The following is a 20,513-nucleotide window of genomic DNA, read 5'->3' as shown; positions in this document are numbered from 1 at the left end:
AATGAACGACTTAATTGCTGCCGACGGCAGACTTCTGCGCCAGCTTGTGTTCCAGATAATGGATGCTCGTGCCGCCTTCGACGAACTTGGCGTCGAGCATCAACTCCCGGTGCAGCGGGATGTTCGTCTGGATACCTTCGATCACGATTTCCGACAGCGCCACACGCATGCGGCGAATCGCCTGGTCGCGCGTTGCCCCGTAGGCGATCAGCTTGCCGATCATCGAATCGTAGTTAGGCGGCACGAAGTAGCCGTTATAAGCATGCGAATCGACGCGGATGCCGGGGCCGCCCGGCATGTGCCAGGCGGTGATGCGACCCGGCGACGGCGTGAACTTGAACGGATCTTCGGCGTTGATCCGGCACTCGATGGCGTGCCCCTGGAACTGGATGTCGCGCTGACGGTAAGCGAGCTTCTCGCCGGCCGCGATGCGGATCTGCTCCTGCACGATATCGATGCCCGTGATCATTTCCGTGACCGGGTGTTCGACCTGCACGCGCGTGTTCATTTCGATGAAGTAGAACTCATTGTTCTCGAACAGGAACTCGAACGTGCCGGCGCCGACATAGCCCATCTTCTTGCAGGCGTCGGCGCAGCGATCGCCGATGCGCTCGATCAGACGGCGCGGGACCAGCGGTGCGGTCGCCTCTTCGATCACCTTCTGGTGACGGCGCTGCATCGAGCAGTCGCGCTCGCCCAGCCAGACCGCATTCTTGTGCTTGTCGGCGAGAATCTGGATTTCGATATGGCGCGGGTTCTCGAGGAACTTCTCCATATAGACTTCCGGATTGCCGAACGCACGGCCCGCTTCCTCGCGGGTCATGTTGACCGCGTTCACGAGCGCCGCTTCCGTGTGCACCACGCGCATGCCGCGGCCACCGCCGCCGCCTGCGGCCTTGATGATCACCGGATAGCCGATCTGACGTGCAATGCGCACGATTTCCTTCGGATCGTCGGGCAACGCGCCTTCCGAACCCGGCACGCAGGGCACGCCGGTCTTGATCATCGTCTGCTTGGCCGAGACCTTGTCGCCCATCAGGCGAATGGTGTCGGGGCGCGGGCCGATGAACGTGAAGCCCGATTGCTCGACGCGCTCGGCGAAGTCGGCATTCTCGGAGAGAAAGCCGTAACCCGGGTGGATGGCCTGGGCATCGGTGACTTCTGCCGCGCTGATGAGCGCAGGCATGTTCAGATAGCTAAGCGGCGAGGGCGCCGGGCCGATACAAACGGCTTCGTCAGCGAGCTTGACGTACTTCGCTTCCTTGTCGGCTTCGGAGTAGACCACGACGGTCTTGATGCCCATCTCGCGGCACGCGCGCTGGATGCGCAAAGCGATTTCGCCGCGGTTGGCGATGAGAATTTTTTCAAACATTATGTGCAGTCCTGCCCGTAAGGGGAGAGGAGCGGGGCCGGACGCCGCTTGCCGCCAGGCGGTACACAGCTGTGCTGCGCGGGGCGTCCGACAACCGGCATTAGCCGATCACGAACAGCGGCTGACCGTATTCCACGGCTTGACCGTTCTCGACCAGGATTTCCTTGATCACGCCAGCCTTGTCCGACTCGATTTCGTTGAGCAGCTTCATGGCTTCGATGATGCACAGCGTCTGGCCTTCCTTGACCGAGTCGCCGACTTGCGCGAACGGATCGGCGCCCGGCGACGGGGCACGGTAGAACGTACCGACCATCGGCGACGTCACGATATGACCTTGCGGCAGCACCGGCGCGGCCGGGGCGGGGGCGGCGCTCGGCGCGACGGGAGCTTGCGCAGCGGCTTGCGGGAGTGCCGGCATGGCCATCTGCATCGGGGCGGCGATCACTTGGGGCGGCGCCTTGACGATGCGGACCTTGCCTTCGCCTTCGGTGACTTCGAGTTCGGAAATACCCGATTCGGCCACGAGGTCGATCAACGTCTTGAGTTTGCGCAAATCCATGAAGGAAGCTCCTTGATTCGATATCGGCACGGGGGCGACGCCCCGCGCGGGGAAATGGGGAAGAGAGGACTACCCGCCGGCGAGTCGCCGCAGGGCAAAATCGAGTGCGAAGGTGTAGCCGCGCCAGCCCAGGCCGCAAATCACGCCTTGCGCAATATCGGAAAAGTACGAGTGATGCCGGAAGGCTTCGCGCGCATGGACGTTCGAGAGGTGGACCTCGACGAACGGAATGCCCACCCCGGCCAGCGCGTCGCGCATCGCCACGCTGGTATGGGTGTAGGCCGCAGGGTTGATGACGATGAAGTCGATCGACTCATCGCGCGCCGCCTGAATCCGGTCAACCAATGCACCTTCGTGATTGCTTTGGAATGTCACCACCTCGGCACCCGCCGTCTTGGCCTGCGCCACAAGGGCAGAGTCAATGTCGGCCAACGTCGTGCGGCCGTACACCTCCGGCTCGCGAGTACCGAGCAGGTTCAGGTTGGGGCCATGGAGCACGAGAATGCGGTGAGGCATCGGCGAATCAAATTTCACGAAATTGGGCGCAATTAAACGCCAGTTGGTCGATTTTGTCCAGTGGGGCGAAAATTGTGCCGTGCCACTCACGTCCGGCGGGACTTCTCGTGACGTCCCCCGTGACTTCCTGTTTCCGCTGTGGGGTCAGATGAGCGGCTTGAGCGCCGCGCGGACCTCGTCCGACGTGATGCGGCCGAGCTTCTCATAGTGCAGGCGGCCCCGCGGATCGACAACGACGGTGAACGGTAACGCCCCGGCCTTGTTTCCCAGGGCGCGGGCCAGATCGGTTCCCGCGTAGCCGGCCACGAGCAACGGATAGTCGACTTTTACCTTCTGCTCGAACGTGATCATGTTCTGGGCGGTATCGATGCCGATTCCCACGAATTGGACGTTTTTACTACGGAATTCCGAGGACAATGCCTGCAAATCGGGCATTTCTTCCACGCAAGGCCCGCACCACGGCGCCCAGAAGTTGACGACCAGTGTCTTGCCGCGCCATTGCGAGACGGCCTGCTCGTTACCGCGCAGGTCGGGCAGCCGGGTGGCGAGCAACTGCGCGACGGCGGCGTCCGGGGCGTTTGCCGGCGGCGGGTTCCGGTGGCCGAGCCAGAAGCCGCCCGCCAGCCCTGCGAGCGCCAGAATCACCAGAATAACAATGCGTTTTGCCATGATGGGAGGGAGGGCAGAGGTGCCGGGATCAACGGTAGATGAAAAACGGAAGGTAATTGAAGAGAATGCGTGGCGATTTTGCAGCAACATGACGGCAGATCAACTGCTGGCCGCTTGCTCCGCGGTGGTTTCGGCAATCAGCGCGCGGAGGCCTTTGGCATCAACGCGGACCGGGCGGCCGTTGCCGTCGGTTGTCTTGAGCGCACCGCGCATGTCATCCAGGGAGTACAAGGACAGATGCACGCCTGCAGGTTCACCCCGCTGATGACGCTCGCGCCACAGGAAACTCAGCGTCTCGACCATGCCACGGCCATTGAAATGGCGGCTCTCCGAGACCTCGTAGTCGATACCCCGATTGAGCAGATCGATGGCAACTTCCTTCGGATTGTCGCAAAAAGCCTGCAAATAGATATCCGACAGCGCCGTTGCCGTGCCGTTGTAGACGGCGCCGGTAATGAACGGCCGGTAGCGTGCCAGTTCCGTCATGACGGTGAGCGCCACTTGGCGCAGGTGCGCCAGCTCGGCAGGCTGCGTGTCGGAGAGGAACGTCTGGACGTATTCGCGGACTTCCGCTTCTATCTGATCGTTATCTGGCAGCAACTCGCCGGCAATCCGCGTCTCGCCGGTGACCTGCTTCGCCGCCTTGCGCTTCGCGGTAGCGTAGTCGGCACCCTCCTCGGCGATGAGGCGGGCGGCGGCCAGCGCAATTTCTTCGCGCAGGCGTTGGGCGTCGGTCCAGGATTTGCGTGTCATGCGGACGATGATACCCGAAAGGCATTGCGGAGCACGCCACAGGTACAATGGAGCCCTTGGCTTTTCGGCACTCCATTTCCCGCACGGGTTCGGCCCGTCCTCACCACGCTCCCCATCCATGCATATTCATATTCTTGGCATCTGCGGCACGTTCATGGGCGGTCTGGCAGTCCTCGCACGTCAGGCCGGCCACACCGTCACGGGTTGCGACGCCAACGTCTATCCCCCCATGAGCACGCAACTCGAGGCGCAGGGCATTCGGTTGATCGAGGGGTTCGACGCCGAACAGGTCTCGCTGGAGCCCGACCTGTTCGTCATCGGCAACGTCGTCTCGCGCGGCAATCCGCTGATGGAAGAGATCCTGAATCGAAACCTGCCTTACACCTCTGGCCCGCAATGGCTCGGCGAGCATGTGCTGTCGAAGAAGTGGGTGCTGGCCGTGGCGGGAACGCACGGCAAGACGACAACCACGTCGATGCTGACCTGGATTCTCGAGGACGCCGGGTATCACCCGGGCTTCCTCGTCGGCGGCGTGCCGATGAACTTCGGGATCTCGGCGCGTCTGACCGATAGCGATTTCTTCGTGATCGAGGCCGACGAGTACGACACGGCCTTTTTCGACAAGCGCTCCAAATTCGTCCACTACCATCCGCGTACGGCGATTCTGAACAACCTGGAATTCGATCACGCCGACATCTTCCCGGATCTGGCCGCCATCGAGACGCAATTCCATCATCTGGTGCGCACAGTGCCGGGACAGGGCCGCGTGATCGTCAATGGTCGCGAGCCGGCGCTCGAACGCGTGCTGGCGCGCGGCTGCTGGAGCGAGGTTGAACGCTTCGGTGTGGCGGACGGCTGGCACGTCGCTCAGGCGAACGACGCACTCGCGCCGGGGCAGGAAGCCTTCTGGGCCCATCACGGCCCGGTGGCTGCCGGGGAAGTGAAGTGGTCACTTCAGGGCGAGCACAACCGGATGAACGCACTGGCAGCGCTGGCGGCGGCACGGCACGTGGGGGTGCCGCCGGAGCAGGGCGCGGCGGCGCTGGGCAAGTTCCAGAACGTGAAGCGCCGCATGGAAGTGCGCGGCGAGGTGGCGGGCGTCACTGTTTATGACGACTTCGCTCACCATCCGACCGCCATTCAGACGACATTGGCCGGACTGCGCCGCCGGGCTGGCACTGCGCGCATTCTGGCGGTGCTCGAACCGCGCTCGAATACGATGAAGCTCGGCGTGATGAAGTCGCAACTGCCCGCGAGTCTGGCCGATGCCGATCTGGTGTTCGGCTACGGTGCACCGTCGGGCAAAGACGCGCTTGGCTGGAATCTTGCCGAAGCACTCGCTCCGCTCGGCGCCCGGGCGCAGGCATTCAGCGATATTGACGGGCTGGTGCGTGCGGTGAGTGCGGCAGCACAGCCCGGCGACCAGATCGTGGTGATGAGTAACGGCGGCTTCGGCGGCATTCACCAGAAATTGCTCGACACGCTGGCGGCGCGCGCCTGATTCCGGCACCGTCGCCGTTTGTGCATACTGATTGGGTTTTATCGGGGGCTCACATGATTCTCTATTTGCACGGCTTCCGTTCGTCGCCGCGTTCGTTCAAGGCGCAATTGATGGCTGCTCGCATGCACCGGCTCGGGCTGGGACATGCCTGGGCGTGTCCGCAATTGCCGCCGTCGCCGCTGGCGGCGGTGGTGGACGCCCAGCGTCTGCTGACCGGCGTGGCGCCCGACGAGTTGACCATCGTGGGCAGCTCGCTGGGCGGCTACTACGCAACCTATCTGGCCGAGAAACTTGGCTGCCGCGCGGTGCTGCTCAATCCGGCCACGCGGCCGTACGACGACCTGGGTAAATGGCTCGGCGAGCAGCCGATGTGGCATGGCGGCGGCACTATCGTCGTCGAGCCGCGCCACCTGGACGAGTTGCGCATGATCGACGTGGCGCAGATCACGCGCCCCGAGCGCTACTACCTTGTGGCGGCGACCGGCGACCAGACCCTGGACTACCGTGACATGGTGGCGAAGTTCCCGGGGGCCAAGCTCACCCAGATCGAAGGCAGCGACCACGGTATTTCCGATTTTGTCGATTACATGGACGACGTGCTGCGCTTCGCCGGCATCGATGTCACCACTTCGCCCGGTGCCGCGGGTTCGCTCGCGAGCGAATGACGCGTTTGCCCGTTCTGCCCTAAACCGCCGTAGTTTGGCGGGCTACAATATCGCCTATTGCGATCGATGGCTGTTTCATGAACATTTTTTTTGAGGAATCCGGCGGCTTCAAGGCTGGCACGGTGTTGTCGCAGCAGGGTGAGTCGTATCAGGTGGAACTGCCTGGCGGACGCCGTAGCAAGATCAAAGGACGCGACGTCCTGTTGCGTTTTGAGTCGCCCTCTCCCGCTGAGTTGATCGCCCAGGCTCAGGCTGCTGCACAGGACATCGATATGAGTTTCCTGTGGGAATGCGCGCCTGCCGAGGAGTTTCCGTTTCCGACGCTCGCCGCCGAGTACTTCGGTGAAGGCGCGAGCGTTGCGCAACAGGCTGGACTGGCACTGGCCCTGCAGGCCTCGCCGATCTACTTCCGCCGCAAGGGCCGCGGCCAGTATCAACGCGCGCCGCAGGAACAAATCCAGGCCGCGCTCGCGGGACTCGCCCGCAAGCAGCAGCAGGCAGAGTTGCAGGCCAGCTATGCAGATCAGATGATTGCAGGCACGCTGCCCGACGCGCTCAAGGGCAAGGAACTGCTGCTGCTGTTCCGCCCGGACAAGAACGCCATCGAGTGGAAGGCGCTCGACGCCGCCGCCAGCGCCCTGGGTAAGACGCACGCCGAGGTGATGCTCGCCTGTGGCGGCATTGCGTCGCCGCGCGCGTATCACGAGGCGGCATTCCTCTATGAGTACTTCCCGCGCGGTACCGGCTTCCCCGATGTGGGGCCGGTTCCCCTGCCGGGCGACGATCTGCCGCTGGCCGACGTACAGGCATTCTCCATCGACGATTCGACGACGACCGAAATCGACGACGCGCTCTCGGTGCAGTTGTTGCCCGACGGCCTGCTGCGCGTGGGTATCCACATTGCGGCGCCGGCGCTCGGCATCACGCGCGGCGACGCCATTGACGCTATCGCGCGGGTACGCCTGTCGACGGTCTACGCGCCCGGCGAGAAGATCACGATGCTGCCCGACGCCGTGGTCGAGGCGTACACGCTCGCCGAGGGCGGTGCCCGTCCGGCGTTGTCGCTGTATGTCGTGGCCAAGGCCGACACATACGAGATCGTTGCCACCGAGACGCGCGCTGAACGCGTGCCGATCTCTGCGAACCTGCGCCACAACGAACTCGACTCGATCATCACGGCCGAGGCGCTGGCCGACGGCAGCGGCGACTATCCGCACAAGGAAGCACTGCGTCTGCTGTGGCCGTTCGCGCAGTCGCTTTACGACAAACGTCAGGCCGCGCGTGTGGGCTATGGTCTGCGCCCGGAAGTGCAGAACAAGACCGACTTCAGTTTCTACGTCGACGGCGAGCACGTCACGATCAAGCAGCGCCTGCGGGGTGCTCCGCTGGATCTGATCGTCGCCGAGATGGCGATTCTCGCGAACAGCCGTTGGGGACGCCTGCTGGCCGAATGCGGCGTACCCGGCATCTACCGTGCACAGCGTGCCTACGGTGTGAACCGTACGCGCATGCAGACGTCGCCGGCACCGCACGAGGGCCTCGGGGTCGAGCAGTACGCGTGGAGCACGTCGCCGCTTCGTCGCTACGTCGATCTCGTGAATCAGTGGCAGTTGATCGCGTGTGTGCGTCACGGAGTGACGGCCAAGCTGGCGGCGCCCTTCAAGCCCAAGGACGCCGATCTGTATGTCACCGTCTCGAGCTTCGAGGCCGCTTATGCTGCCTATGGCGAGCATCAGAGCCGGATGGAGCGTTACTGGTGTCTGCGCTGGCTGCTTCAGGAGAACAAGTCGCAGGTGCAGGCGAGTGTGCTCAAGGGCGACACGGTGCGTCTGAACGACATCCCGCTGACGTTGATCGTGCCGGGACTCGGTCTGCACGCGCGTGGCACGCAGATCATGCTCGACGTGCTGTCGCTCGACGTCGTCACGCTCAGTATTTCGGTGCGTATCTCGCAGGTGCTCGGCGCCAGCCAGACCGTGCTTGCCGATGACGATGACGAAGGGGAGGGCGGCGCGGGTGAGGGCGGCGACGGCGGCGAAGGGAGGGCTGAGGGGGCAGGCGGTGCGGACGGCACCGATGACACCGACAGTACCGACAGTAACGACAGTAACGACGATACCGACAGTGTCGAAAGCCGCAGCGAAGAGGACGCCGTGTCGGCCTCGCCCGACACGAGTGCGCTTGTCGAGCAGCCGGCAGATGCCGGCTCGGAGACCTCGCCGCTCGCCGCGGCGCTGATGGCTGCGGGCGCTCGCGACGCCTCTGCCAGCTCGGCGTGCTGAAACCGGCCCTCGCTTCTGGCAATTTGGGCGCGGCACGCCGCCGTGGCTGGTCGCTCATGCGCGAGCATCCGCTTGCCACGGGCCTCGTATTTTCGGCCGTGGTTCATCTGCTCGCGCTGGCGGTGCATTTCGTTGCGCCTGATAGTTTCCGGCTACACAGCGCAGACTCGCCGCTAGAGGTCGTTCTCGTCAATGCGAAGTCGGCCAACGCACCCGACAAGGCCGCCGCGCTGGCGCAGGCCAACCTTGTGGGCGGTGGCGAGCATGACGGTGAGCGCGCGACGTCGCCCTTGCCGTCGCGCGCCGTCGAGCGCGACGGCGCGCCTGTCGCGCAGATCCAGCGCAACGTGAGCGACCTTGAGGCGACCCAGGAAAAGTTGCTTTCGCAACTGCGCAGTCAGTACGCCGCCGCGCCTGAGTCGCAGCGCAATCGTGCCGATGCCGTGCAGCGCGGACAAGGACACGACGATCAGAGTGTCGATCAGCAGATCGCCCGTCTGCAGGCGGAAATCGACAAGCAGTTGCGTGCGTATCAGACTCGTCCGAAACGCGGCCAGGTCACGGCCAACACGCGCGAGGTGGTGTACGCCCGATACTTCGATACGCTACGTCATCGCGTGGAGCGCTACGGCACGGAGCACTTTCCGCAGATCGGCAACGACCGCCTTTACGGCGAGCTGATTGTGACGCTCAACGTCAATCAACGCGGTGGACTGGGGTATCACAAGGATGGCTGGAATGTCACGGGTGTGGAGATCACGCGAAGCTCCGGCAATCGCGATCTGGACCGCCGCGCCGTGGCGATCGTGCAAGCGAGCGCTCCGTTTGGCGACTTCTCTTCCGAGATGAAACAGCGCTACGACATCCTTGAAATCGTCACGCGGATGACATTCTCCCGTCAGGGCGTGCAGGCCGAAACGCTGGCCGCACCGCCGGGGGCCGAGGCACGGTAATACCTCGTATTTCAAGGGGCGGTCTGGTCGGAAAAAACTTCCAACTATTTCTATAATTGCGAAGTTTTCTCCGACTCTTGGAAAGTCCGCCATGAAATGGATTGTGTTGGCGATCTTTGCTGCGTGTGCTGCATATGTGCATTTCCGGGGTAAGGTTCGCCACAAATTTTTCCGCCAACTCTCTGACCATTCGACGTTTCTGTCGCCACTGAACGTGTTCATGTACACGTTCTCCCGTGTGCCGACGACACCGTATCTGAAAACCGAGTACTTCCCGGAACTCGAGCCGTTGCGCCAGAACTGGGAAGTGATTCGTGCCGAAGCGGTGTCGCTGCTTGACGCGAGCCGAATCAAAGCGTCGGATAAGTACAACGACCTCGGCTTTAATTCCTTCTTCAAGAGTGGTTGGAAGCGTTTCTATCTGAAGTGGTATGACGACGCGCATCCGTCTGCCAATGAACTCTGTCCGGTGACCACCGGTCTTGTGCGCCAGATTCCGACGATCAAGGCGGCGATGTTTGCCGAACTGCCGCCCGGCAGCCGCCTCGTGCGTCACCGGGATCCGTTCGCGGGGTCGCTGCGTTTTCACCTCGGGCTGGTTACGCCGAACGATGATCGCTGTTACATCGATGTCGACGGTCAGCGCTATAGCTGGCGCGACGGCGAGGGCGTGGTGTTCGACGAGACGTACGTTCACTATGCCGAGAACCAGAGCGGTCGGAACCGCATCATTCTGTTTTGCGACGTCGAGCGCCCGATGAAGTATCGCTGGACGCAGGCGATCAACCACTGGTTCGGCCGCCATCTGGTCGGTGCGGCGGCGTCGCCCAACGAGGCTGGCGACCGTACCGGCGGGTTGAACAAGGTGTTCAAGTATATTTATTCGATCCGCATTGCCGGCAAATGCCTCAAGGCGTGGAACCGCTACGTGTACTATGCGGTGAAATGGGCTTTGTTCGGCGGCATCGCGCTGTGGATCTTCTGGTGATCGGCGCTCGCCGAGCGTCGGCCAAACGCCGTATTTGACGCATGCAACAGCGGCGCCTGAGCGAAAGCCAGGCGCCGCGTCTTTGAAAACGATGACAAACCAAACGCCACCCGGGGACCTGCCGGCTGATCGCTACGCGGTGATCGGTCATCCTGTCGAACACAGTCAGTCGCCGTTCATTCACGCCGAGTTCGCGCGCGAGACGGGACAGCATCTCACCTATGAACGTCTGCTCGCGCCACTCGACGCGTTCGCGGCCACTGTCCGAACTTTCATCGAGAGCGGCGCGCGGGGTGCCAACGTTACGGTGCCGTTCAAGCTCGAGGCTCACGCGCTCGCAGATCGTCTGACCGAGCGCGCGCAGGCGGCTGGCGCGGTCAACACGCTGGTTTTCGACGCACAGGGAATTACCGGTGACAACACCGACGGTGTGGGGCTCGTGCGTGACATCGAGGGGCCGCTTGGCATTTCGCTCAAGGGGCGCCGCGTGTTGCTGCTCGGCGCCGGCGGCGCGTCACGCGGCGCGATGCTCCCGCTGATCGAAGCGGCGCCGGCGACGCTGTTCGTCGCCAATCGCACGGCCGCACGCGCCGATGAGCTTGTCGCACGTTTCGCGACGGCGGCGCGGCGTCACGGCGTTGCGCTGGCCGGCGGCGGTTGGGACGCCACCCCGGCGGCGTTCGATGTCGTCATCAATGCCACGGCCGGCAGTTTGCAGGGTGAGGTGCCGCCGTTGCCGGCGGGCGTCTACGCGCCCGGCGCCTTGGCCTACGACATGATGTACGGTGCGCAACCGACAGTGTTCATGACACATGCATTGTCGGCCGGCGCGGCACGCGCGGCGGACGGACTGGGCATGCTGATCGAACAGGCGGCTGAAGCGTTTGCGGTGTGGCGCGGCGTGCGTCCGTCGACCGATGCCGTGCGCGCAGCGTTGCGTGCACAACTCGCTGCCAAGGGCTGAGCTTCCGCGATGGCTGTGCAGCGACGCGCTCCGCGCACGACCCGTCAACGCCGTTGGGGGCCGTGGCGATGGACGGCCTACGTCGTCACGCTGCTGTTCGTCGGCGTGCTGGCCACACAGCTTTACTACTTTGTACAGATCGGCTGGTGGGTGCATTTCAATCCGCAGTCGACGGCGTTCATGCGGGCGGCCGAGGCGAGGCTGCGCGAGACCGATCCGAACGCGACGCTGCGGCACGAATGGGTGCCGTACGATCAGATTTCGCGCAACCTGAAGCGCGCGATCATTGCGAGTGAGGACGCGAACTTCGTCAACCACGATGGCTTCGAGATCGACGCGATGCTCGGCGCGTGGGAGAAGAATCAGAAGAAGGGGCGCATTGTCGCTGGCGGTTCGACCCTTTCGCAACAGTTGGCCAAGAATCTGTTTCTGTCGAGCGAGAAGAGTTATCTGCGCAAGGCCGAAGAGCTGAGCATCACCTGGATGCTCGAGTTCTGGATGGACAAGCAGCGCATCTTCGAGATCTATCTCAATTCGGTGGAGTGGGGCGAAGGCGTGTTCGGTGCCGAAGCGGCCTCACGTTACTACTATGGCATTCCGGCCGCCAAGCTTTCGCCATGGCAGGCGGCGCGACTGGCCGTGATGCTGCCGCGTCCGCGTTATTTCGACGCTCATCGCAATTCGCCGTATCTCGCGCAGCGCGCCGGCGTGATTTCGCGTCGTATGGGCGCTGCGGAGTTGCCGCAGTAGCGCGTTGCCGATGCCGTGCCGTTTCTGCGGCGTCTACGCCGCCCCGGTGTTCCGCAACCCGAGCCCCGCGTGAGCGGGGAGGCGAGCGGGGCTAGTGTCTCGGCTGTGCCGCGTCCGGTACGGGCTGTGCAGGCACCTGCATGATGGTGCGCGTCGGGAACGGCAGCGAGCAACCCACGCCCTCGACCGTCTCCTTGACACGACGCTGGAGATCCCAATACAGCCCCCAGTAGTTGCCCAACAGCGACCAGACGCGCACGTTCACAATCACGGCGCTATCGCTGACCTGCTTGACCATGATTTCCGGCGCAGGTTTATCGAGCACCCGGTCGTCGTGCGCGACGTGTGCACGCAGCGCGGCCATGGCTGCGTCGAGATCGTCATCAAGTGCAATGCCTACGGTGATCTCCATGCGACGCGTGGCGTTCCGGCTGAAGTTCGTGATCGGCTGCCCCCAGATCTGATTGTTAGGCACGCAGACGTAAATACCGTCGGCACTCGTGAGCGTGGTGGTGAACAGGCCGATCTCGTCGACCGTTCCCGCGACCGAGGCACCGGCGGTAATGTAGTCGCCGTTGCGGAAGGGGCGAAGCACCAGCAGCATTGTGCCCGCCGCGATGTTCTGCAACGTGCCTTGCAGCGCGAGACCGATCGCCAGACCGGCGGCACCGAGCACCGCGATGATGCTGGCCGTTTGTACGCCGAACTGCGCCAGTACCGCAACGATGGTGATGATGCGTACCGACCAAAGCACGACCGACTCGATGAGCGGCCTGAGCGTGGCGTCGAAATGCGGTGAACGGCTCAGTGTGCGGTGAACGAAGCGGGCCAATCGTTTCGCAATCCAGAAGCCGATCAGCAGAATCAGCACAGCCTGTACGAACGACAGCCCGTAACGAACGGCATTGCCCGCGAGAAAACCCATCACCGCGTCGAAGGACGCGAGAGGGGTTGTGACTTCATTCATCTTGCTGTTCTCCCTGTCGATGGACGCGTGAACGCGTCGATACCAAGGTTGACGCAAAGTGCGTAGATTGGTTCGACTAGCTTGCCACCGTTCCCGGCTGGCTGCGCCGACTTTGGGGATTTTAGGAGGATTCTTACCGAAGAATCGTCCACAGACCGACGACAGAAGACGCGTGTCATCGCGAAAGGTTGCCGCTCTTGGCGTGTCTGTGGCGTGGCTGCTACACTTGCCGTCGCTGCGTAGCCGGGAGAACCTCGTTTGATCAATGCCTTCGTCATCCATCATGGCCGCCTGCAACAGGTGACGTGTGACCACCCCAGCGACCTGGCCAGTGTCTCACCGGTCTGGGTCGATTTACATAGCGAATCGGAAGAGGAGCGCCGCTGGGTAGAAGAGGCCTACAACGTCAAGTTGCCATCACGCGATGAGGTGACCGATATCGAGGCATCGGCCCGTTATTACGAAGACGATGGTGGCGTGCTGCACATCCGCACGGATTTCCTGCTCGACGACGAAGAGCAGTCACGCAACGTACCTGTCGCGTTCGTGGTGCTCAAGGATCTGTTGATTTCCATCCACGACGAAGATTTGCCGGTGTTCCGGTTGGTGCGCATGCGTGCGCGCATTCGTCCGGGGTCGGTTCGCGACGCCATGGACGTATTGCTCGACCTCTATTCGACCGACGCCGAGTATTCGGCCGATTCGCTCGAAGGGGTGTACGCTGCGCTCGAAGCCGTGAGCAAGCGAGTGCTCGGCAAGAATCTCACCGACGCCGATGCCGCCAAGGCGCTGGAGAGTATCGCCGCCGAGGAAGATCTGAACGGCCGGATTCGGCGCAACGTGATGGATACGCGCCGCGCCGTGTCGTTTCTCATGCGTGCCCGCATGCTCAAAGACGAGCAGTATCAGGAGGGCAAGCAGATTCTGCGCGATATCGAATCGCTCGATAACCACACGGCGTATCTGTTCGACAAGATCAACTTCCTGATGGACGCCACGATCGGCTTCATCAACATCAATCAGAACAAGATCATCAAGATATTCTCGGTGGCGGCGGTTGCCTTTCTTCCGCCCACGCTGATCGCCAGTATTTACGGGATGAATTTCCAGATGATGCCGGAGCTGCGTTGGGAGGTCGGTTATCCGTTCGCCATCGGCTTGATGATCCTTTCGGCGATTGCACCGTTCCTGTATTTCCGTCATCGCGGCTGGCTCGACTGAACGGCTGAGGCGGTGCCTGACGCCGCCATCGCAGCCAGCTTGCGCCGGACAAGGGAGGCGAGGCCGCCGAGCAGGTAAAATAGCGGCCATCGCTGGATGGAACCAGTCTCGAATCACCCTCCGCCGGACTACTGCCGCCGGAACCCCGCCGGAACCCCGTCATGACATTCACCGAAGTTCTCAACGCCGCCTGGACGCGCAACAATTCACTGCTTTGCGTGGGACTGGACCCTGAGCCGTCGCGCATCCCCGCATATCTGCAAGGTCAGCCCGACGCGATTTTCGAGTTCTGCCGCCAGATCGTCGATGCTACCGCGCGCTACGCTTGTGCTTTCAAGCCGCAGATTGCCTACTTCGCCGCACATCGTGCCGAAGACCAGCTCGAGCGGCTGATTGCGCACATTCACGCCGATCATCCGGGCCTGCCGGTCATTCTCGATGCCAAGCGCGGCGATATCGGCAGCACCGCCGAGCAGTACGCGCGCGAAGCATTCGAGCGCTATCGTGCCGACGCCGTGACGGTGAACCCGTATATGGGTTTCGACTCGCTGGAACCGTACCTCGCGCATGCCGATAAGGGCGTGATCGTGCTGTGCAGGACGTCGAATCCGGGGGGCAGCGATCTGCAATTCCTCGATGTCGACGGCAAGCCGCTGTATCAGACGGTGGCGCGTTTGGCGGCGGGGCCGTGGAATACGAGCGGTCAGATCGGTCTGGTGGTCGGTGCAACGTTCCCGGCGGAAATCGCGACCGTTCGCAGCATCGTTGGCGATATGCCGTTGTTGATCCCAGGCGTGGGCGCTCAGGGCGGCGACGTCGAGGCGACGGTCAAAGCCGGCCGTACCGCCAACGGCACGGGCATGATGATCAATTCGTCGCGAGCCATCATCTATGCCGGTCGCGACGAGCAATTCGCCGAGGCTGCGGCGACGGCTGCGCAGAAGACGCGCGACAGCATCAACGCTTATCGCTGATCGGGTGTCGTATTGATGCGCGAGTCGTCGACGTCATTGTCCAATACGTAACGGCAGCCAAGTCGGGCTTTACCACCGCGCCATCGGTGATGACGCCCCCAAAAAAACAGCGCCTTGCGAGTGAATCGCAGGCGCTGTTTTTTTATGATTGCCGGATGGCTGCGTTCGCGCAGTCTTGTGCTCTCCGCTGCGCGTTTGGCGCGACGCGGGACGAGCCCGGCAGCTACGCTTCGGCTTTGTCGAGCAACTCGATAACGCCACGCAGCGCGTGTAGTGCCGCCTGACTGCGCACCTGCGTGCGATCGCCCTTGAACTGCTTCGTCTCGACGAGGGTCGTGACGCGGTTGCTCCACGCGAAGCACACCATGCCCACGGGCTTATCGGCTGTGCCGCCGCCAGGACCGGCGACGCCAGTGATCGACAGCGAGATCTGTGCACGGCTATTGAGTAGTGCACCTTCGGCCATAGCGCGTGCCACGGGTTCGCTCACAGCGCCATGCTTCTCGATCAGTTCGGCCGGAACACCAATCATCTCGGACTTGGCTTGATTCGAGTAGGTGACGAAGCCGCGCTCGAACCAGTTGCTGCTGCCGGAAATGTCGGTGATCGCAGCGGCGACGAGGCCACCGGTGCACGACTCGGCCGTCGTTAGCATCAGGCGTTCGTCACGCAGACGGTTGCCGACCTTTACCGACAGTTGAGCTAGAAGATTTTGTTCGGAGACCACGGGACGACGCCTTCAAAAAGTCTATGCAACGAATACGTAACGGGCGCGGGCGAGGCATTTGCGGGACGCCCGTTGTGGCGCTGTCTCAGCGTGACCCCACAGCGAAAACCCGGCAGTCACGCCGCCGTCACGCCACTGTCACCACGGTAGAAAGGCCGGTCAGATCGAGCGCCACAATGCAATCACGAGCAGCGTGCAGAACGCGGCGACGAGATCGTCCAGCATGATACCGAGGCCGCCCTTCACCGTGCGATCGAAATAACTGATGGGCGGCGGTTTGACGGCATCGAAGAAGCGGAACAGGACGAACGCCACCAGTTGGCCACCGAAGCTCGCCGGGGTAACGAACAGCAATACGATCCAGAACGCGACGATCTCGTCCCAGACAACCGCGCTCGGGTCCTGTATGCCGAGCTTGCGTGCCGTAAAGCTGCAGATCCAGATGCCGCCAATAAGGGATGCGGCGATCAACACGCCCCATCCGGTGACGGTCAGATACAGATTGAGCACCAGATACGACGCCCACCCGAACAGTGTTCCCACGGTGCCTGGCGCGAATGACGACAGGCCTGTGCCGAAACCGAGCGAAAACAGGTGCGCGGGGTGCGACAGCAGGAAACGCGAGGTCGGCCGGCGCGGGCCGCTGCCCGGGTTGACGGCGGCCGTTTGATCAGTGCTCATTGGAAATGGTCGAAACTTTTGTAATCGGCAGCGACGGCCGCGCCAGTCTTGTCGTGAAGATGCAGCATCGTTTGGCGCGTGTCGGGAAGCGCTATTGTACCGATACGCGTGAGACGTATGCCAAGTTCGTCACCGATCGCCGCGATTCGAGGCCGTTGGGCGCTGTCGGCGCAAAAGCACAATTGATAGTCGTCGCCACCTGCGAGCGTGCAAAGGCGTTGAACCTCGCGGGTTTGCGATGCCAGCAGGGGCGAGCGTGGCAGGTCATCGACATTCACCTGCGCACTCATGTTCGAGCGCTCAAGAATGTGGCCGAGGTCGCCGAGCAATCCGTCCGAGACATCTAGCGCAGCACGTGCCACGCCTCGCAGCGCCAGCCCGAGTGCGATCTGAGGCTCGGGCCAGTCCATCGCGCGGCGCGCGAGCGCGAGATCGTCCGGGTGAAGCGACCATTCGTCGCGCAATGCACCGAGCGCGAGCCGGGCATCGCCGAGGGTGCCGGAGACCCAAATGTCGTCGCCGGGCCGCGCTGCATCGCGACGCAGCGCCTGGGGGCCCGGCACACTGCCGAACACCGTCACGCAGAGATTGCGCGGACCACGTGTGGTGTCGCCACCAACCAGCGGGCACGCGTAGCGGTCGGCCAGCGCCGAGAGGCCTTGCGCGAATGGTGCGAGCCACGCGGGATCGCTGTCGGGCAGGGCGAGGGCCAACGTGAATCCCATGGGACGTGCGCCCATTGCCGCCAGATCCGACAGGTTGACGGCGAGCGTTTTGTGGCCGAGTGCGCGCGGATCGGCATCCGCGAAGAAATGGCGGCCCTCGACGAGCATGTCGGTCGAAATCGCGAGTTGCTCGCCTGCCGGCGGGTGCAGCAGGGCGCAGTCGTCCCCGATGCCGAGCGTCACATGTTCACCCTGGCGCGTTGCGTGGGCGAAGAAGCGGTCGATCAGCGAGAACTCGGACAGCGGCGAAGGTGACGGGATTGTCGTGGTCATGGGTACCGGTACAACCGTTGCCAGCGCTTTGGCGGGATGCGTTGCATTGCAGCGCGGCTGCGTGGCAACGTGAGGCGTCAGGCGGCGGGCAGTGAGTAAAAGTGTAGAGGCGTAAAAGGGTGAAGAGGGTGAAAAGGGTGAAAAGGGTGAAAAGGGTGAACGGGCTGCCGAAATGCACAACGCGAACCCCTATTCTAAGAGGCTGCTCCCGCTTTCCCAAGTGGACAACCGGGGCCCGTCACGAATTCAGCCTATCTCTCATGATCCTCTCGGATAACACCTGAGTCGACCTTCATCCCTCGTCTGAAATGGCAGATGATGGTGCAATGCAGCGTTGATTTCACATGGATTTATGACCACTATCGTCGTGGAAATGCAGTAACGCAGGTGCGGCCCTTATCCGTTTTTTGCATAAATTGCGCGAATAAATGGGGCTACAATTCGCAGTGAAAATTTGACTCATTCTGCTCGTCCAAGAGCCTCTCCCCATGCCCACGCCGATCGATCCGAAACTGCGCGAAGCTGCGCTCGAATATCACGAATTTCCCACGCCCGGCAAAATCGCCATCGCGCCGACCAAGCAGTTGCTCAACCAGCGCGATCTCGCGCTGGCGTACTCGCCGGGCGTTGCGGCCGCGTGTGAGGAAATCGTCGTCGATCCGCTCAATGCATCGCGTTATACGGCGCGTGGCAATCTGGTCGGTGTCATCTCGAACGGCACTGCCGTGCTTGGTCTGGGCGACATCGGTCCGCTGGCATCGAAGCCGGTGATGGAAGGCAAGGGCGTGCTGTTCAAGAAGTTCGCCAATATCGACGTGTTCGATATCGAGATCGACGAGAAGGACCCCGAGAAGCTCGTCGACATCATCGCCGCGCTGGAGCCGACTTTCGGCGCGATCAATCTTGAAGATATCAAGGCGCCCGAGTGCTTCATCGTGGAGCGCAAGCTTCGCGAGCGCATGAAGATCCCGGTCTTTCACGACGATCAGCATGGCACGGCCATCGTGGTTGCTGCCGCACTCATCAACGGCCTGAAGGTTGTCGGCAAGGAACTGACGTCGGTGAAGGTAGTTACGTCCGGCGCGGGCGCCGCCGCACTCGCGTGTCTGGACCTGCTCGTCGACATGGGCCTGCCTATCGAGAACGTCTGGGTGACGGATCTGGCGGGCGTGGTGTATGAGGGCCGTACCGAACTGATGGATCCGGAAAAGATCCGTTTCTCGCAAAAGACCGATGCCCGCAGCCTTGCCGAGGTGATCGGCGGCGCAGACGTGTTCCTCGGCCTGTCGGCTGCCGGCGTGCTCAAGCAGGAAATGGTCAAGACGATGGCCGATCAGCCGCTGATCTTCGCGCTGGCCAATCCGAACCCGGAAATCACGCCGGAACTCGCGAAGGAAGTGCGCCCGGATTGCGTGATGGCCACCGGTCGCACCGACTACCCGAATCAGGTCAACAACGTCCTGTGTTTCCCGTTCATCTTCCGCGGCGCCATCGATGTTGGCGCGACGACGATCACGCGCTCGATGGAAATTGCCGCCGTGAACGCACTGGCGGAATTGGCGCGTCAGGAGCAGAGCGATATCGTGGCGTCGGCTTACGGTATCAAGAACTTGTCGTTCGGCCCTGAATACCTGATTCCGAAGCCGTTCGATCCGCGCTTGCTGGTCAAGGTCGCCACCGCTGTGGCCGAAGCGGCGATGGCCGCTGGTGTCGCCACGCGCCCGCTCGCGGATGTGGATGCCTACTCGCAGTCGTTGCAGCAGTTTGTGTACCACAGCGGCAGTCTGATGAAGCCGCTGTTTTCCGTGGCGCGCAGTGTGCCCGCCGACAAGAAGCGCATTGCGTTTGCCGAGGGCGAAGAAGAGCGTGTGCTGCGTGCCGTGCAGGTACTCGTGGACGAGCGCGTGGCGACACCGATTCTGGTGGGGCGCCCGGCCGTGATCGAACATCGCATCGAGCAATATGGTCTGCGCCTTACGCCGGGTGTCGATTTCACCGTCGTCAATCCGGACCACGACGAGCGCTATCGCGATTACTGGGAGACGTATCACCAGTTGACCAATCGCAAGGGCGTGACGGCGTCGTACGCACGCGTCGAAATGCGCCGGCGCACGACGCTGATTGCCGCCATGCTGGTGCGCAAGGGCGAGGCCGACGGCCTGATCTGCGGCACGGTGTCGACGCCGGGCCGTCACCTGCACTTCATCGATCGCGTGATCGGTAAGCGCGCGGGCGGCCACGTGTACGCCGCGATGAACGCGCTCATTCTGCCGAATCGCCAGATTTTCCTGGTCGACACACACATCAACCAGGACCCGAGCGCGGAGGAACTGGCCGAGATCACGTTGATGGCGGCCGACGAGATTCGCCGTTTCGGCATCCAGCCGAAGGTGGCGTTGCTCTCGCACTCGAACTTCGGTACGAGCGATGCCAATTGCGCCCGCAAGATGCGCGAAACACTGGCGATTCTGCAAGAGCGTGCGCCAGAACTGGAAGTTGACGGGGAAATGCACGGTGATTGCGCACTCGACCCGGAACTCCGCGCTCGCATCATGCCGGACTCGACGCTTACCGGCGCCGCCAACCTGCTTGTCATGCCGAACATCGATGCCGCCAACATTGCCTACAATTTGCTCAAGACGGCAGCCGGCAACAATGTCGCGATCGGCCCGATCCTGCTAGGTGCGGCGAAGCCGGTGCATATCCTGACCGAGTCTGCGACGGTACGCCGCATCATCAACATGGCTGCGCTCGTGGTGGCCGATGCGGCAGCGCAGCAAGAATCGCGCTGATCTGACGAGGACGCAGGGCAGTTTGGCGCTGTTCGCCACACGTTAACGACAAAACGCCGCACCGATTCGGGGCGGCGTTTTGTCATTTTCGCGACGCATTTCACCCAGCGAAAATCTCCGTGTGGGTGCTTACTGTCGTGAAGACCCCTGTGTTTTCATGAATTTGTTGACTAGTTTGGTT

At 62.6% G+C, this 20,513-nt stretch carries 19 protein-coding genes; 10 read left to right on the top strand and 9 right to left on the bottom strand.

Translation table 11 applies throughout. The features are described from left to right. Positions 1 to 10 precede the first annotated feature (10 nt). The 5 genes from accC to C266_RS24890 all read right to left on the bottom strand — a co-directional run bounded on the left by accC (position 11) and on the right by C266_RS24890 (position 3,869). Positions 11 to 1,372, bottom strand: coding sequence for an acetyl-CoA carboxylase biotin carboxylase subunit (gene accC / locus C266_RS24910; RefSeq protein WP_010803953.1), 1,362 nt, complete (start codon positions 1,370 to 1,372; stop codon positions 11 to 13). 100 nt (positions 1,373 to 1,472) lie between these two features. After that, on the bottom strand, positions 1,473 to 1,931 hold the full coding sequence (gene accB, locus C266_RS24905) for an acetyl-CoA carboxylase biotin carboxyl carrier protein (RefSeq protein ID WP_010803954.1): 459 nt from the start codon (positions 1,929 to 1,931) through the stop codon (positions 1,473 to 1,475). A 69-nt stretch (positions 1,932 to 2,000) separates the two neighbouring features. Further along, a complete protein-coding gene (gene aroQ / locus C266_RS24900) occupies positions 2,001 to 2,447 on the bottom strand; it encodes a type II 3-dehydroquinate dehydratase (protein ID WP_036664542.1) in 447 nt (148 codons plus the stop codon). A 144-nt stretch (positions 2,448 to 2,591) separates the two neighbouring features. Continuing rightward, positions 2,592 to 3,116 (bottom strand): TlpA disulfide reductase family protein, encoded by a 525-nt coding sequence (locus C266_RS24895; RefSeq protein ID WP_010803956.1) that lies wholly within the window; start codon positions 3,114 to 3,116, stop codon positions 2,592 to 2,594. 99 nt (positions 3,117 to 3,215) lie between these two features. Next, positions 3,216 to 3,869, bottom strand: a complete 654-nt coding sequence (locus tag C266_RS24890) for a hypothetical protein (protein WP_036664537.1) — start codon at positions 3,867 to 3,869, stop codon at positions 3,216 to 3,218. A 118-nt stretch (positions 3,870 to 3,987) separates the two neighbouring features. Between C266_RS24890 and mpl the strand changes: the two genes are divergently transcribed. From mpl to mtgA, 7 genes are all read left to right on the top strand, one after another. Then, positions 3,988 to 5,370 (top strand): UDP-N-acetylmuramate:L-alanyl-gamma-D-glutamyl-meso-diaminopimelate ligase, encoded by a 1,383-nt coding sequence (gene mpl / locus C266_RS24885; RefSeq protein WP_010803958.1) that lies wholly within the window; start codon positions 3,988 to 3,990, stop codon positions 5,368 to 5,370. Positions 5,371 to 5,423: 53 nt separating this feature from the next. Continuing rightward, the gene (locus C266_RS24880; RefSeq protein ID WP_010803959.1) at positions 5,424 to 6,035 is read left to right on the top strand and encodes a YqiA/YcfP family alpha/beta fold hydrolase; all 612 of its coding nucleotides are present in this window, start codon (positions 5,424 to 5,426) and stop codon (positions 6,033 to 6,035) included. Positions 6,036 to 6,112: 77 nt separating this feature from the next. After that, positions 6,113 to 8,317 (top strand): ribonuclease catalytic domain-containing protein, encoded by a 2,205-nt coding sequence (locus C266_RS24875; RefSeq protein ID WP_010803960.1) that lies wholly within the window; start codon positions 6,113 to 6,115, stop codon positions 8,315 to 8,317. Then, positions 8,311 to 9,270, top strand: coding sequence for an energy transducer TonB (locus C266_RS24870; protein ID WP_010803961.1), 960 nt, complete (start codon positions 8,311 to 8,313; stop codon positions 9,268 to 9,270). Before C266_RS24875 ends, C266_RS24870 begins: the two co-directional genes overlap by 7 nt. A gap of 91 nt (positions 9,271 to 9,361) precedes the next feature. Next, positions 9,362 to 10,258 (top strand): lipid A hydroxylase LpxO, encoded by an 897-nt coding sequence (gene lpxO, locus C266_RS24865; RefSeq protein WP_010803962.1) that lies wholly within the window; start codon positions 9,362 to 9,364, stop codon positions 10,256 to 10,258. 91 nt (positions 10,259 to 10,349) lie between these two features. Beyond that, positions 10,350 to 11,222, top strand: a complete 873-nt coding sequence (gene aroE, locus C266_RS24860; RefSeq protein WP_010803963.1) for a shikimate dehydrogenase — start codon at positions 10,350 to 10,352, stop codon at positions 11,220 to 11,222. Positions 11,223 to 11,231: 9 nt separating this feature from the next. Continuing rightward, positions 11,232 to 11,972, top strand: coding sequence for a monofunctional biosynthetic peptidoglycan transglycosylase (mtgA, locus tag C266_RS24855; protein WP_010803964.1), 741 nt, complete (start codon positions 11,232 to 11,234; stop codon positions 11,970 to 11,972). A gap of 91 nt (positions 11,973 to 12,063) precedes the next feature. Here mtgA and C266_RS24850 read toward each other — a convergent pair whose 3' ends face one another. Next, positions 12,064 to 12,939 carry a mechanosensitive ion channel family protein gene (locus tag C266_RS24850; RefSeq protein ID WP_010803965.1) on the bottom strand — a complete coding sequence of 292 codons (876 nt, stop codon included), beginning with the start codon at positions 12,937 to 12,939 and terminating at the stop codon, positions 12,064 to 12,066. 258 nt (positions 12,940 to 13,197) lie between these two features. Between C266_RS24850 and corA the strand changes: the two genes are divergently transcribed. Next, positions 13,198 to 14,160, top strand: coding sequence for a magnesium/cobalt transporter CorA (gene corA / locus C266_RS24845; protein ID WP_010803966.1), 963 nt, complete (start codon positions 13,198 to 13,200; stop codon positions 14,158 to 14,160). Between the two features lie 161 nt (positions 14,161 to 14,321). Next, positions 14,322 to 15,134, top strand: a complete 813-nt coding sequence (pyrF, locus tag C266_RS24840; RefSeq protein WP_010803967.1) for an orotidine-5'-phosphate decarboxylase — start codon at positions 14,322 to 14,324, stop codon at positions 15,132 to 15,134. Positions 15,135 to 15,357: 223 nt separating this feature from the next. Here the strand turns inward: pyrF and C266_RS24835 are convergent, their stop codons facing one another. From C266_RS24835 to thiL, 3 genes are all read right to left on the bottom strand, one after another. Next, positions 15,358 to 15,861 (bottom strand): CinA family protein, encoded by a 504-nt coding sequence (locus tag C266_RS24835; RefSeq protein ID WP_010803968.1) that lies wholly within the window; start codon positions 15,859 to 15,861, stop codon positions 15,358 to 15,360. A 159-nt stretch (positions 15,862 to 16,020) separates the two neighbouring features. After that, the gene (locus tag C266_RS24830; RefSeq protein ID WP_010803969.1) at positions 16,021 to 16,542 is read right to left on the bottom strand and encodes a phosphatidylglycerophosphatase A; all 522 of its coding nucleotides are present in this window, start codon (positions 16,540 to 16,542) and stop codon (positions 16,021 to 16,023) included. Further along, positions 16,539 to 17,540 carry a thiamine-phosphate kinase gene (gene thiL, locus C266_RS24825; RefSeq protein ID WP_010803970.1) on the bottom strand — a complete coding sequence of 334 codons (1,002 nt, stop codon included), beginning with the start codon at positions 17,538 to 17,540 and terminating at the stop codon, positions 16,539 to 16,541. The genes C266_RS24830 and thiL overlap by 4 nt, the downstream gene beginning before the upstream one ends. A gap of 488 nt (positions 17,541 to 18,028) precedes the next feature. On the opposite strand from thiL, the gene C266_RS24820 reads away from it, so the two are divergent. Then, positions 18,029 to 20,332 carry an NADP-dependent malic enzyme gene (locus C266_RS24820; protein WP_010803971.1) on the top strand — a complete coding sequence of 768 codons (2,304 nt, stop codon included), beginning with the start codon at positions 18,029 to 18,031 and terminating at the stop codon, positions 20,330 to 20,332. Positions 20,333 to 20,513: the final 181 nt, after the last annotated feature.

The sequence above is a fragment of the Pandoraea sp. SD6-2 genome, assembly GCF_000389825.1.
GTDB classification, from domain to species: domain Bacteria; phylum Pseudomonadota; class Gammaproteobacteria; order Burkholderiales; family Burkholderiaceae; genus Pandoraea; species Pandoraea communis.
Note: the sequence above shows the minus strand (reverse complement) of the source record. Positions and strands in the feature narration are given on the sequence as shown.

Excerpts from the sequence above, each read along its gene's own strand:
- mtgA (WP_010803964.1), top strand. The coding sequence starts at position 11,232 with ATGGCTGTGCAGCGACGCGCTCCGCGCACGACCCGTCAACGCCGTTGG.
- C266_RS24880 (WP_010803959.1), top strand. The coding sequence starts at position 5,424 with ATGATTCTCTATTTGCACGGCTTCCGTTCGTCGCCGCGTTCGTTCAAG.
- aroE (WP_010803963.1), top strand. The coding sequence starts at position 10,350 with ATGACAAACCAAACGCCACCCGGGGACCTGCCGGCTGATCGCTACGCG.
- lpxO (WP_010803962.1), top strand. The coding sequence starts at position 9,362 with ATGAAATGGATTGTGTTGGCGATCTTTGCTGCGTGTGCTGCATATGTG.
- accC (WP_010803953.1), bottom strand. The coding sequence starts at position 1,372 with ATGTTTGAAAAAATTCTCATCGCCAACCGCGGCGAAATCGCTTTGCGC.
- thiL (WP_010803970.1), bottom strand. The coding sequence starts at position 17,540 with ATGACCACGACAATCCCGTCACCTTCGCCGCTGTCCGAGTTCTCGCTG.
- C266_RS24890 (WP_036664537.1), bottom strand. The coding sequence starts at position 3,869 with ATGACACGCAAATCCTGGACCGACGCCCAACGCCTGCGCGAAGAAATT.
- C266_RS24875 (WP_010803960.1), top strand. The coding sequence starts at position 6,113 with ATGAACATTTTTTTTGAGGAATCCGGCGGCTTCAAGGCTGGCACGGTG.
- C266_RS24895 (WP_010803956.1), bottom strand. The coding sequence starts at position 3,116 with ATGGCAAAACGCATTGTTATTCTGGTGATTCTGGCGCTCGCAGGGCTG.
- accB (WP_010803954.1), bottom strand. The coding sequence starts at position 1,931 with ATGGATTTGCGCAAACTCAAGACGTTGATCGACCTCGTGGCCGAATCG.
- C266_RS24820 (WP_010803971.1), top strand. The coding sequence starts at position 18,029 with ATGCCCACGCCGATCGATCCGAAACTGCGCGAAGCTGCGCTCGAATAT.
- C266_RS24850 (WP_010803965.1), bottom strand. The coding sequence starts at position 12,939 with ATGAATGAAGTCACAACCCCTCTCGCGTCCTTCGACGCGGTGATGGGT.
- C266_RS24830 (WP_010803969.1), bottom strand. The coding sequence starts at position 16,542 with ATGAGCACTGATCAAACGGCCGCCGTCAACCCGGGCAGCGGCCCGCGC.
- pyrF (WP_010803967.1), top strand. The coding sequence starts at position 14,322 with ATGACATTCACCGAAGTTCTCAACGCCGCCTGGACGCGCAACAATTCA.
- mpl (WP_010803958.1), top strand. The coding sequence starts at position 3,988 with ATGCATATTCATATTCTTGGCATCTGCGGCACGTTCATGGGCGGTCTG.
- aroQ (WP_036664542.1), bottom strand. The coding sequence starts at position 2,447 with ATGCCTCACCGCATTCTCGTGCTCCATGGCCCCAACCTGAACCTGCTC.